Below are 12,521 nucleotides of genomic sequence, written 5' to 3'. Positions count from 1 at the left end.
TGCGGGGGGCGCAATTCCGCACTTTCTGACCCCTCGTGGGCGGCGTGGACGCGGGCAGTCGTCCTGCACAAGACGGGGTTGGGAAACGTTCCACCCGGATGCTGTGAAGAGTCGTCTCCACCCGCGGGCGCGGTGTCAGCATCGGACGATGATCCCGCGGCCGCTTCCATCCGGCATCCCGCCCACCTTCACGGTGCGAGAGGCGGCCGCGCTCGGCCTGTCTCCGGGACGCCTGCGGGCGAAAGACCTGTCGCGGCCGTACCACGGCACCCGCGCCCGAGTGCCGCTCGAGCAGCGCGAAGGACTGCAGCTGCTGCTGAAGGCGGTGCCGCAGCACGCGTTCCTGTGCGGGATCACGGCGGCCGCCGTGCTCGGGCTGCCGCTCTGCAGCGCTGATGAGAAGGATGCCTGGGGCCGGCCGCGCATCGGCGTCCCGCACGACTGCACCCGGGTGCGGCGCCCGCAGCTGCGCGCGCATCGGCTGATCGTCACCAAGGAGGAGATCGTGCAGGTCGACGGGTTCCTGACCCTGGAGCCGGCACGCGCGTGGGTGGATCTCTCGCGCTCGCAGCCCCTCGGTCGCTTCGTCGCGATCACCGACGCCCTGCTGCGCGGCTATCCGTCGGTCAGCTCAGAGCACCTCGCCGGGTTGTCACGGAAGTTCCGCCGCGCGAAGGGAGGGCGGATGCGAACGCGCGCCCTCGAGCTCTGCGATGCCCGCTCGGAGTCTCCTCGTGAGTCCATGGTGCGTGTCATCCTCGTCGAGGCGGGGCTTCCGGTGCCGGAATGCAACGTCGACATCTTCGCCGGAGACGTGTTCGTCGCGCGCGTGGACATGCTCTTCGCCGAAGCGAAGCTCATCGTCGAGTACGACGGCGATTATCATCGTGACGCTGATCAGTGGAGCCGCGATCAGATTCGACGTGCGGAGCTGGAGTCTCTCGGCTATCGGGTGACCGTGGTCACTCGCCGGGACTTCGACGACCCGGATGCTCTCGTCGCCCGCATCCGCCGACTGCTGACCGACCCGCGCTGACTGGCATCCGTCGGCTCGCTCCTCGCGCACGACGCGAGCCGCCGCCCTTCTTCCGCAAGAGGGGTCAGAAAACGTCGGATGCAACCGCTTCCATTCGGCACTTTCTGACCCCTCTCGACGCGTGGGCGCACCTGCGCGCCACGAGGGGTCAAGAAGTGCAGAATGGGAGCGATACCATGCGACAGATATTGACCCCTCGTGGAAGGGAAAGGGGAAGGGGGTCAGGGGACCAGAATGATCTTGCCGCGGGCGGCGTGCCGTTCGAGCAGCTCGTGCGCACGCGCCGCGTCGGCGAGCGGCATCTCCGGACCCAGCTCCACCTGGAAGTCGCCCGCCTCGATGAGGTTGATCGTCAGCGGGATCGCCTCCTTCCGCCACGCCAGCTCCTCCTCGGTGAGGGGCACCGGACTTCCCCCGGAGAAGGCGCGGATGCCGAAATCAGCGGCATCCGGGCCGCGCACGATCGTCGCGATGCGCTCGCGATCCTCGACAAGCTCGAGAGAGGTCTGGATCGCCTCATCCGTGCCCGCACAGTCTAGCGCGACGGTGACCCCGTCCGGTGCGAGTTCGCGCACCCGGTCGGCGAGCCCGTCGCCGTACGCCACCGGCTCCGCGCCCAGCGCGCGCAGCTGCTCGAAGCGCTCGGGGCTGCCCGTCGCGATCACCCGCGCCCCCCACAGCACCGCGAACTGCACGACGGCCTGACCGACTGCGCCCGAACCCGCGTGCACGAGCAGGATGTCGCCCTTGCCGACCTCGAGCGAGCGCAGGCACTGATACGCGGTGCCGATCGGGATGCCGAGGGCGGCGCCCTCAGCCATCGTCACCCCGTCCGAAAGGCGGAAGACGTGCGACACCGGTACGGCGAGGGCGCTGGCGTAGGTGCCCAGCACGTTGTCGATCGCCACCCGGTCGCCCTCGGCGAACCCGGACACCCCCTCACCCAGTGCGACGATCACCCCCGCGCCGTCGAAGCCGACGCGCCGGGGCTCGGTGATCGGCGGGGAGGGGCGGGCGCCGCGGCGCAGCTTGGCGTCGAGCGGGTTGACACCGACCGCCTCGAGCCGCACCACGACCTCGCCCGGGCCCGGGGTGGGGTCGGGGATCTCCACGAGGTGCAGGACGTCAGGGGAGCCGATCTCGGTGTAGACGATTGCGTGAGCCATGGCCCCACGCTACCCGGCCGTCACACCCGCGCAACTCGGTCAGCCCGCCGCCTGCAGCGCTTTCATGATCCGCTGCGGTGAGACCGGCTGCGCGGTGCCGAGGCGCTGCGCGAAGACGCTGATCCGGTACTCCTCGAGCAGCCAGCGCGCCTCGACGAGGTTCGCCCGGGCATCCGGCGGGAGGGGGATGCTGCCCCCGGCCTCGTCGAACGCCTTCACCACCCGCTCGTACTCGGTCATCCGCGCGCGGTCCTTCCCGGGCTCGTTCGCGAGGGTCTTCAGCCGCTCGAGCATCCCGTCGAGGTACCGCGGGAGGTGCGCGAGCCGCTCGACGCCCGTGGCGGAGATGAAACCGGGGCGGATCAGCGCGCTCAGCTGGGAGCGGATGTCGTTGAGCGGACCGAGCAGGGCGAGCGAGTTCTGCGACTTGATGCCCCGCTCGACCTCGCGGCACTTCGCCAGGATCTTCGCCACCAGTGAGACGCACGCGAAGAGGCGATCGACGAGCGCGGCGTTCACCTCGTCGCGCACCCGGCGGAACTCCGCCTCGGTGCGGATCACCCCGCCCGGCACGCGCTCGTAGATCAGGGCGCGCACCACCGCGGTGCGAGCGTCTTCGATGAGGTTCGCGACGTTCGGGTACGGCGAGGCCGCGAGCGCGAGCTTCTCGGGAGCGGTGAGGTGGTTCTGCACGTACGACGCGGGGGAGGGCACGTTCAGCAGCACGAGTCGCAGCACGCCTTCGCGGGTGGCCGCGGCCGCGGCATCCGCCGTCGCCTCCACACGCACGGAGACCGACTTGCCGCGGTCGACGATCGCCGGGTAGCCGCGCACGGTGCCGCCGGCGACCCTCGTGTCGAGCAGTTCGGGCAGGTCACCGAAGGTCCAGTGCGTGAGGTCGTCCCGCTCGACCGGACCACGGGCGGATGCCTCCGCAACCCGCTCGGCACCGGGCTGTGAGCTGCGGGGCGGGCGGGGCGGCTCGGACCGGTTGAGCGAGCGCGTCACGCTCTGTCGTGACCGGTCGGACAGCCGCTGCTGCAGCACCGTGAGGTCGCGATCGGATCCCACGACGCGGCCCCTCTCGTCGACCGCCCGGAAGTTCACCAGCAGGTGCCCGGGCACGCGGGCGTCGTCGAAGTCGCCGGCGGAGACGGGTTGATTGGCGAGCGGCTGGATGAGCTTCCCCAGCGCTTCCTTGAGCGAGCGCGCCGGCACACCGGAGTGGTGCTCGGGTCCGTCCTCACCCAGCTGCTCACCGAACCTGTCGGCCCAATCGGCGGCGGGCACGACGTGGCGGCGGATGGCCTTGGGCAGGGCGCGCAGCAGTGCCGTGATCAGCTCGGCACGCAGGCCGGGCACCTGCCAGTCGAAGCCGGTGTCGCGGATCTGCTGCAGCAGCGCGAGCGGCACGACGACGCTCACGCCGTCATCGTCTGCGCCGGGTTCGAAGCGGTACGCGAGTCCGAGCACCTGATCATCCTGCTGCCAGCGGGTGGGGAACTCGCTCTGATCAGATCTGCTGTCGTCGTCGACGAGGTCACTCTCACGCATCACGAGCAGCTTCGGCGTGCTCTGCAGCGCCTCGCGCCACCACTTCTCGAACGAGCGCACATCGAACACCTCGCGCGGGATGCGCGCGTCGTAGAAGCCGAACACGGCCTCGTCGCCGGCGAGGATGTCGCGGCGGCGTTCGCGCTCCTCGAGCTTCTCGAGCCGGCGACGCAACTCGGCGTTCGCGCGCCAGAACGCGCTGACCCGCTTGTCGATACGCGACGGGTCCCACTCGCCCTCCACGAGCGCGTGCCGCAGGAACAGCTCGCGCGCGCCAGCGCGGTCCACTCGCGCGAACTGCACGCGACGCTTCGCGATGATCTCCACCCCGAACAGGGTCACCTTCTCGTAGGCGACAGCGGCACCGGCATCCTTCGACCAGTGCGGCTCGGTGACCTGCCGCTTGGCGAGATCACCGGCGAGCGCCTCGGCCCAGGCGGGGTCGATCGCGGCGACGGTGCGGGCGAAGGTGCGAGAGGTCTCGACGATCTCGGCCGCCATCACCGCTTGCGGGGATTTCTTGCGCAGGCCGGATCCGGGGAAGATCGAGAACCGGATGCCACGGGCGCCGCGGTACTCCGCGATGCGGCGGCCCTTCTTCTCTGTCGCCCTCGCGCCCTTCGACGGGCTCAGGGACCCAGTGGTTTTCGTGCGCTCGTCGAGGATGCCGATCTGCGAGAGCAGGCCGGCGAGGATCGCGCGGTGGATGGCATCCGGGTCCGCGGCCCCCTCAGAAGCGTCGCCGCCGGCACCCTTCGGCGTCTTCACCAGCGTCCGCAGCTGACGGTGCACATCGAACCACTCGCGCACGCGCACATAGTTCAGGTGCTCGCTGCGGCACATGCGCCGGAACGCGCTGGAGCCGAGCTCCTTCTGCTGCTCGCGCAGGTGCTTCCAGAGGTTCAGCAGGGTGAGGAAGTCGCTGGTCGGGTCAACGAAGCGCGCGTGCATGCGATCGGCCTCGTCGCGCACCGACTGCGGTGCGTCGGCACTGGGACGCTCGCGCACGTCCTGGATCGACAGCCCGGCGACGATCGCCATGACATCGGCCTGCACACGGCCCTCGGTGGCGGACGCGGCGACCAGCATCCGCGCGAACCGCGGGTCCATGGGCATCCGCGAGATCTCTCGTCCGATTCTTGTCAGCCTGGGCTGCTCTCCTCTGGCGGCGACCACCGCACCGATCTCGGTGAGCAGGTCGAAGGCGGCCTTCACTCCGCGGGAATCCGGGGGCGTGAGGAACGGGAACTCGGTGATGTCGCCGAAGCCCAGCGACAGCATCTGCAGCACCACGGATGCGAGCGAGGTGCGCAGGATCTCGGGCTCGGTGAACTCCGGCCGCCTGTCGAAGTCCTCTTCGCTGTACAGGCGGATGGCGATGCCGTCGCTGGTGCGACCGGCGCGTCCGGAGCGCTGAGCGGCGGATGCCTGCGAGACGGCCTCGATGGGCAGGCGCTGCACCTTCGAGCGCGCGCTGTAGCGCGAGATGCGCGCCGTGCCGGTGTCGATCACGTACTTGATGCCGGGGACGGTGAGGCTGGTCTCTGCGACGTTCGTGGCGAGCACGACGCGGCGGCGGACGCCGGCGACCTTCGAGGGCTCGAATACCCGGTGCTGCTCGGCGGCGGACAGCCGGCCGTACAGCGGCAGCACCTCGACCGGGGAGGTCGTCGACCGGTACGCGCCGCGCACGGCATCCGCCGCATCGCGGATCTCGGCCTCGCCGGGCAGGAAGACGAGCACGTCGCCCGGCGCCTCGCGGTCGAGCTCGCGCAGGGCGGCCACGATCGCGGTCACCTCATCCTCGGGCTCCGCGCCGGCGCGCTCAGAACTCCGGAGATTCTTCGCCGAACCGCCCCGATCGGCCCGCTTCGCGCTCGACCCGCCGGCTTCCTCCGGAGTTCCGGCCTCGTCGACCAGCGGCCGGTATCGGATCTCCACCGGGTAGGTGCGTCCGGAGACCTCGATGATCGGCGCCGGCTCGACCTCGGCCGCCGGGCCGCCGGCGGGGTAGGCGAAGTGCGCCGCGAAGCTCTCGGGATCGATGGTGGCCGAGGTGATGATCACCTTCAGATCGGGGCGCTCGGGCAGGATGCGTCTCAGGTAGCCGAGCAGGAAGTCCACGTTGAGCGAGCGCTCGTGCGCCTCGTCGATGATGATCGTGTCGTAGCGGCGCAGCAGCCGATCCCGGTGGATCTCGTTCAGCAGGATGCCGTCCGTCATCAGCGCGATGCGCGTGGCGTCCGACACCTGGTCGGTGAAGCGCACCTTGTAGCCGACCAGGTCGCCCAACTCGACGTGCAGCTCGTCGGCCACGCGCTCCGCGATCGTGCGTGCGGCGAGCCGGCGCGGCTGGGTGTGCGCGATGCGCTGACGCCCGAGTTCGAGGCAGATCTTCGGCAGCTGGGTGGTCTTGCCCGACCCGGTGGCGCCCGCGACGATCACCACCTGGTTGTCGCGGATGGCCGCGGCGATCTCATCGCGCGCCGCGCTGACCGGCAGCTCGGGCGGGTAGGAGATCACGGGTGAAGACATAGCCCTCCATCGTATCGCCGCGCATACGCGCGTCGCGCGCGCGAATAGACTCACCGGGTGACGACGATCCAGAGCGACATCGCCCCGCCGCGCCCGGCCTCGAAGCTGCGCATCTGGCGCACGAATTTCGGCCGGTCGCCTCGCCTCATGGGTCTCGACATCGCCCGCGCGCTCGCCGTGCTGGGCATGATGGCGGCGCACCTGCTCAGCACGCCCGAGCTGATGCTGCTGGACCCCTCCACCTGGGGCGCTCTCGTGCACGGCCGGTCGGCGATCCTCTTCGCGGTGCTGGCCGGCATCTCGATCTCGCTGATGACCGGGCGCACCCGGGTGCCCGAGGTCGCCGAGCTGCCCGCCATCCGGCTCAACCTCGTCGCGCGCGGCGCGGTCATCTTCGCGATCGGACTGGTGCTCGAGCTGCTCGGCACCCCCATCGCCGTCATCCTCACCTTCTACGGCGCGCTGTACGTCGTGGCGGCGGCGTTCGTGCGCTGGCGCGTCTCGCGGCTGCTCATCGCGGCGGGAGTGCTCGCCATCGCCGGGCCGCCTCTGCTGGCGCTGCTGCAGGCGCTCACCTTCCACACCAATGGGGCCGGTGCCGGGCTGGTGCTGTTCGGCACGTATCCGCTGACGGTGTGGCTGGCGCTGCTGTTCGCGGGCATGGCGATCGGTCGCGCACGTCTGGACCGCACCCGCGATGGGGTGCGGTTGCTCGTCATCGGGATCGTGCTGGCGGCCGTCGGCTACGGCATCGGGGCCGCGGGCGCTGCCGTGGACGCGGGCGCCGGATCATCCTCCGCCGACGCGGAGTGGTCGTTGAGCGCCGGTGCGAGTGCCGAGACGAGCGATGGATCGGCATCGAGCAGCGAGACGGATGACGGGTCAGGCTCGCTCTCCGGCGTGAGCCCCGACGAGCTCGACTTCGATGGAACCGTCTGCGACGACTACGGCGACGGCTTCATCAGCTGCTACCCCGAGGAGCAAGCCGAGGACGACTCGATGTGGGAGACCGAGCCCTCGGGCTGGGAGTCCTACTTGGCGCAGCTGGGCGATCAGGACCCACTGGGCAGCGCGCTGTTCGCTCTCATCGCCGTCGAACCGCATTCCGGGGGCACCGCCGAGATCCTCGGATCGGGAGGGTTCGCCGTAGCGGTCATCGCACTGTGCCTTCTCGCGAGTGCACCGCTGCGATGGGTGCTGCTGCCGTTCGCCGCGCTCGGATCCATGCCGCTCACGGCATACAGTGCGCACGTGCTGTCGTACGCCCTGATCGCCGGACCCGGCGGATTCGTCAACTCGTTCGCGGTGTGGCTCTGGTCGGCCGTCATCCTGCTCGTCGCGGCGACCGTCTGGTCGGTGCTGCGCGGGCGCGGTCCCCTCGAAACCCTGCTGGCACGGGTGGCATCCGCCGTCTCGCCCTCGAAGCGCTGAGCAGCCCTACGCTGGAGCCATGACGATTCCCCAGCTCGAACTCAACGACGGCAACAGCATCCCCCAGCTCGGCTACGGCGTCTTCCTGGTGCCCGCCGATGACGCCGAGCGCGCGGTCAGCGAGGCGCTCGAAGCCGGCTACCGGCACATCGACACCGCGGCGATCTACAAGAACGAGGAGGGCGTCGGGGCGGCCATCGCGAAGAGCGGCATCGACCGCTCCGAGCTGTTCATCACCACCAAGCTCTGGAACGACCGTCACCACGGCGACGAGCCCGACCGCGCGATCGATGAGAGCCTCCAGCGTCTGGGGCTCGAGCAGGTGGACCTCTACCTCGTGCACTGGCCGACGCCCGCCAAGGACGACTACGTGCACGCCTGGGAGAAGATGATCGGCATCCGCGAGCGCGGCCTGGCCCGTTCCATCGGCGTCTCCAACCACCTCGTGCCGCACCTGGAGCGCATTGTCGCCGCCACCGGCGTGGCCCCGGCGGTCAACCAGATCGAGCTGCACCCGGCGTACCAGCAGCGCGACATCACCGATTGGGCGCAGCAGCACGATGTGCGCATCGAGTCGTGGGGACCGCTCGGGCAGGGCAAGTACGACCTGTTCGGCACCGCCGCGGTCGCCGACGCCGCGCAGGCCACCGGCCGCACGCCGGCGCAGGTCGTGCTGCGCTGGCACCTGCAGAAGGGCTTCATCGTGTTCCCGAAGTCCGTGCACCCCGAGCGCATCCGCGAGAACCTCGACGTGTTCGACTTCGAGCTGGACGACGCGCAGATGACGGCGATCGACGCGCTCGACCCGCAGGACGGCTCCGGCCGCGTCGGCTCGCATCCCGACGAGGTGAACTGACGCCCCGAACGACTGCATGACGCCCCGTGTCACTCCGTGTGCCACGGGGCGTCGTGCTGAGTACCGTCGAGGTCATGTCCTCACCGCTGCGCATCGTCGCCGTCTCCGGATCGTTGAGCAGCCCGAGTCGAACCACCGCTCTGGTCCTCGCCATCGCCTACGCGGTCGCAGCCCGGGTCGACGCCGAGGTGCGCCTGATCGAGCTCACGCGCATCGGCGCTCAGCTGGCCGGTGCGCTGCACCGTGACGACCTTCCGCCGGCGATCGAGGAGGAGCTGCGCGCGATCGAGGACGCGGACCTGCTCGTCGTCGGAAGTCCGGTCTACCGGGCCTCGTTCACTGGCCTGTTCAAGCACCTGTTCGACTTCGTCGGACAGTACGCGCTGGTCGGCACACCGGTGCTGCTCGCGGCGACGGGAGGGGGAGAGCGGCACGCCCTGATCATCGAGCACCAGCTGCGTCCGCTGTTCGGCTTCTTCCAGTCGCTCACCCTGCCGCTGGGCGTGTATGCGAGCGACGCGGATTTCGAGGGGGTCACGGTCGCGGCACCTGCACTCGAAGAGCGGATCGAACGGGCGGCCGAGCGAGCGCTGCCGCTCATCCGCTTCGCCGCTCAGCGCGATCCACGCGCCGTCGTGGAGTTCTGAGCGCCCTCCGGACCTCGCCGCGACTCGGAGACCGCGACGTCGCCCGCGCGCGCGGGTGCGAGCCCGGGTAGCGTGACCGACATGACCAATCGCCTCGCCGAGACGCTCAGCCCTTACCTGCGCGCGCACGCCGACAACCCGGTCGACTGGCATCCGTGGGGTGCGGAGGCGTTCGACGAGGCACGCCGCCGCGAGGTGCCGCTGCTCATCTCCATCGGCTACTCCACGTGTCACTGGTGCCACGTGATGGCGCGCGAGTCGTTCTCGGACGAGGTGACCGCCGCGCAGATCAACGACTCCTTCGTCGCGGTGAAGATCGACCGCGAAGAGCACCCCGACGTCGACGCGGCCTTCATGGCCGCGGCGTCGGCCTTCACCCGCAACCTCGGCTGGCCGCTCACGGTCTTCGCCACGCCGGAGGGACGCACGTTCTACGCCGGCACATACTGGCCGCCGGAACCCCGCGGCGGCATGCCGTCGTTCCGCGACGTGCTCACCGCGGTCACCGAGGCGTGGACCGCTCGGCACGATGAGGTGCTCGCCTCGGCGGATGCCGTCGCCGACGCGCTGCGGGCGGCGGCTGCGCCGACGGCATCCGCTCTGCCCGACCTCGACGCGCTGCGCGCGGCCGGCGAGGCCATCGTCGCGCGCGAGGACCGGGCGTTCGGCGGGTTCGGGGGCGCACCGAAGTTCCCCATGGCCACGACGCTGCGCTTCCTGCAGCATCCCGCGGTCGGGCAGGCCGCTGCGGCCGAGCGGGCGCTTGCCGCGATGGCCGACTCCGAGCTGCGCGATCCGGTCGACGGGGGCTTCTTCCGCTACGCCACCCAGCGGGACTGGACCGTGCCGCACTACGAGCGGATGCTCACCGACAATGCGCAGCTGCTCGACGTCGCCCTCGACGCCGGTGACGAGCGCGTGGTCCGCGGCGTCGCCGGTTTCCTGCTCGCGGTGCTGCGCCGTGAGGGCGGCGCGTTCGGCGCGGCTCAGGATTCGGAGTCATGGATCGACGGCGCGCGCAGCGAGGGCGGGTACTACCGGCGGGATGCCGCGGGGCGGGCGGATCTGCAGGCGCCCGCCGTGGACGGCAAGGTGCTCACCGCCTGGAACGGACTGGCCATCGCCGCCCTCGCGCGGGCCGGCACCCGCCTGGACGAGCCGGAGTGGATCGAGGCGGCCGCGCAGGCCGCCGAGCACGTGCTGCAGGTGAACCAATCGGCGATGGGAGCGCTGGCGCGCTCGTCCCTCGACGGCGTCGCCTCGGCGGCCGTTGCCACCGCAGCCGACGCTGGACTGCTCGCGGAAGGGCTGCTCGAGCTGGCGCTCGCCACCGGCGAGGCGGCATGGGCGACCCGCGCGCAAGCGGTGCTCGCGGCGCCGCTCGCCGCGGATCCGGTGCTGGCCGCGCAGGGCATCGCGGCCGCCGGCGACGACGCCGACGGCGACCTGCCCTCCGGGCCGGCGGCCCTGGCATCCGCGCACCTGCTGGCGTGGCGGACGGGTGCCGGCGAGCAGCACCGCGCACGGGCCGAGGACCTCGTCGCGCACGTCATCGGCAAGGCGCTGCGCGCTCCGCTGGGCTACGGTGCAGTGCTGCGCATCGCCGCCGATCTCGCACGGCCGCCGCGTCAGGTCGTCGCGGTCGTCGCATCGCGCGCCGACCCGCTCGCCGCCGTCGCCCGCCGCACCCGCGCGGACCTCGTCGCGGTCGTCACCACCGCGCAGGCGCGGGCGTTCGCGGATGCCGGATTCGCCCTCTTCGAAGCCAAGGACTCCACCGCCGGACTGGCGTACGACTGCCGCGAGTTCGTGTGCCGGCTGCCGACCGCCGACCCGGCGGACCTGGAGGTCCGACCGTGACCGAGGTGCCGCTCACCACCACCACGACCAAGGGCCTGCATCCCGGGCTCACCCGCCGGCAGATCTCGATGATGGGTCTGGGCGGCGCGATCGGCGCAGGGCTCTTCGTCGGCTCGGGCCAGGCCATCGGCATTGCCGGCCCCGCCGTGCTCATCTCGTACCTGGTCGCCGGCACCGTCGTCATCCTCGTCATGGCGATGCTCGCCGAGATGGTCGCCGCCCGCCCCAGCTCGGGCGCCTTCAGCTCGTTCGCACAGCGCGCGATGGGGCGCAGCGCGGGCAGCGCCGTCGGCTGGCTGTACTGGATCCAGCTCGTCGTCGTCATCGCCGCCGAGGCGACCGGTGCCGCCGGGATCGTGGAGGGATGGGTGCCGGGTGTGCCGGCGTGGATCTGGGTGCTCGTCTTCGTCACCGCGCTCGCCGCGGTCAACCTGTTCGGCGTGCGCAACTACGGCCGCTTCGAGTTCTGGTTCGCGGCGATCAAGGTGTTCGCGATCATCGCCTTCCTCATCGTCGGCGTGTGCGCGATCCTCGGTCTCATCCCCGGTGTCGCAGCCACCGGAGTGCACAACCTCGTGGCGCACGGCGGCTTCGCCCCGCACGGCATCACCGGCGTCGCCGCCGCCCTGCTGATCGTCGTCTTCGCGTTCGGCGGCACCGAGGTGGTCGCGATCGCCGCGGCGGAGTCCGACGACCCCGCGCACAACATCCGCCGCATCGTGCGGGAGGTGATGGTGCGCATCCTGGTCTTCTACCTCGGCTCGATCTTCGTCATCGTCGCGGTGCTGCCCTGGAACTCGCCCGAAGTGCTCGACGGTCCCTTCTCGGCGGTGCTGGCGACCCTCCGGGTGCCGGGCGTGGAACTGGTGATGTCGCTGATCGTGGTGATGGCGCTGCTGTCGGCGATGAACGCGAACATCTACGGGGCGTCGCGCATGATCTACTCCTTGGGCGAACGCGGGCTCGCGCCACGGGCATCCGTCCGCACCAGCGAGCACGGCGTCCCGTCCGTCGCCGTCCTCGCGTCCGTCGCCTTCGGGTTCGTGACCGTCGGTCTGAACTGGGCGTTCCCCGAGGTGGTGCTGGGGCTGCTGCTGAACGTCGTCGGGTCGAGTGTGCTGGTCATCTGGACGGCGACGGCGCTCGCGCAGATCATCCTGCGACGGCGAGCCGAGCGCGACGGCGAGACGCTGCCGATGCGCATGTGGGGCTTCCCCTGGCTTTCGGTGCTGTGCCTGCTGCTGCTGGCGGGGATCATGACGCTGGCCATGTCCGATCCGACGGCGCGCACGCAGCTGCTGCTGACGTTCGGTCTCACCGCCCTGCTGCTGATCGCCGCGCGCGTGAGCGCACGCCGGTCGTCGGCGACGACACGCGGGGGATCCGCTTCCGCCCAGTAGTCTTGCAGGCCGGAGCGCATGCATCGGCCGCGCAGG

The 12,521-nt window shown here is 70.8% G+C and carries 8 protein-coding genes; 6 read left to right on the top strand and 2 right to left on the bottom strand.

Annotated features, from left to right (window positions below):
• Window positions 1-148 precede the first annotated feature (148 nt).
• Window positions 149-1,036, top strand: a complete 888-nt coding sequence (locus tag WFG93_RS13280; protein WP_336646817.1) for an endonuclease domain-containing protein — start codon at window positions 149-151, stop codon at window positions 1,034-1,036.
• Between the two features lie 221 nt (window positions 1,037-1,257).
• Here WFG93_RS13280 and WFG93_RS13275 read toward each other — a convergent pair whose 3' ends face one another.
• Window positions 1,258-2,202, bottom strand: coding sequence for a quinone oxidoreductase family protein (locus tag WFG93_RS13275; protein WP_336646816.1), 945 nt, complete (start codon window positions 2,200-2,202; stop codon window positions 1,258-1,260).
• 39 nt (window positions 2,203-2,241) lie between these two features.
• On the bottom strand, window positions 2,242-6,291 hold the full coding sequence (gene hrpA / locus WFG93_RS13270; protein ID WP_442928267.1) for an ATP-dependent RNA helicase HrpA: 4,050 nt from the start codon (window positions 6,289-6,291) through the stop codon (window positions 2,242-2,244).
• Window positions 6,292-6,348: 57 nt separating this feature from the next.
• Between hrpA and WFG93_RS13265 the strand changes: the two genes are divergently transcribed.
• The 5 genes from WFG93_RS13265 to WFG93_RS13245 all read left to right on the top strand — a co-directional run bounded on the left by WFG93_RS13265 (window position 6,349) and on the right by WFG93_RS13245 (window position 12,485).
• The gene (locus WFG93_RS13265) at window positions 6,349-7,722 is read left to right on the top strand and encodes a heparan-alpha-glucosaminide N-acetyltransferase domain-containing protein (protein ID WP_336646814.1); all 1,374 of its coding nucleotides are present in this window, start codon (window positions 6,349-6,351) and stop codon (window positions 7,720-7,722) included.
• 19 nt (window positions 7,723-7,741) lie between these two features.
• Window positions 7,742-8,578: an aldo/keto reductase gene (locus WFG93_RS13260; RefSeq protein WP_336646813.1), complete on the top strand. Its 837-nt coding sequence runs from the start codon at window positions 7,742-7,744 to the stop codon at window positions 8,576-8,578.
• Between the two features lie 74 nt (window positions 8,579-8,652).
• Window positions 8,653-9,225, top strand: a complete 573-nt coding sequence (gene msuE / locus WFG93_RS13255) for an FMN reductase (RefSeq protein WP_336646812.1) — start codon at window positions 8,653-8,655, stop codon at window positions 9,223-9,225.
• Window positions 9,226-9,306: 81 nt separating this feature from the next.
• Window positions 9,307-11,085, top strand: a complete 1,779-nt coding sequence (locus tag WFG93_RS13250) for a thioredoxin domain-containing protein (RefSeq protein ID WP_336646811.1) — start codon at window positions 9,307-9,309, stop codon at window positions 11,083-11,085.
• Window positions 11,082-12,485 (top strand): amino acid permease, encoded by a 1,404-nt coding sequence (locus WFG93_RS13245; RefSeq protein ID WP_336646810.1) that lies wholly within the window; start codon window positions 11,082-11,084, stop codon window positions 12,483-12,485. Before WFG93_RS13250 ends, WFG93_RS13245 begins: the two co-directional genes overlap by 4 nt.
• The last annotated feature ends 36 nt before the right edge of the window (window positions 12,486-12,521 follow it).

Origin of the sequence: Microbacterium sp. USHLN186 (assembly GCF_037145155.1) — a bacterium.
Lineage (GTDB): Bacteria > Actinomycetota > Actinomycetes > Actinomycetales > Microbacteriaceae > Microbacterium.
Note: the sequence above shows the minus strand (reverse complement) of the source record. Positions and strands in the feature narration are given on the sequence as shown.

Bases quoted from the DNA above. Each gene is read 5' to 3' on its own strand.
- WFG93_RS13280 (WP_336646817.1), top strand. From the start codon at position 149: ATGATCCCGCGGCCGCTTCCATCCGGCATCCCGCCCACCTTCACGGTG.
- WFG93_RS13275 (WP_336646816.1), bottom strand. From the start codon at position 2,202: ATGGCTCACGCAATCGTCTACACCGAGATCGGCTCCCCTGACGTCCTG.
- hrpA (WP_442928267.1), bottom strand. From the start codon at position 6,291: ATGTCTTCACCCGTGATCTCCTACCCGCCCGAGCTGCCGGTCAGCGCG.
- WFG93_RS13260 (WP_336646813.1), top strand. From the start codon at position 7,742: ATGACGATTCCCCAGCTCGAACTCAACGACGGCAACAGCATCCCCCAG.
- msuE (WP_336646812.1), top strand. From the start codon at position 8,653: ATGTCCTCACCGCTGCGCATCGTCGCCGTCTCCGGATCGTTGAGCAGC.
- WFG93_RS13250 (WP_336646811.1), top strand. From the start codon at position 9,307: ATGACCAATCGCCTCGCCGAGACGCTCAGCCCTTACCTGCGCGCGCAC.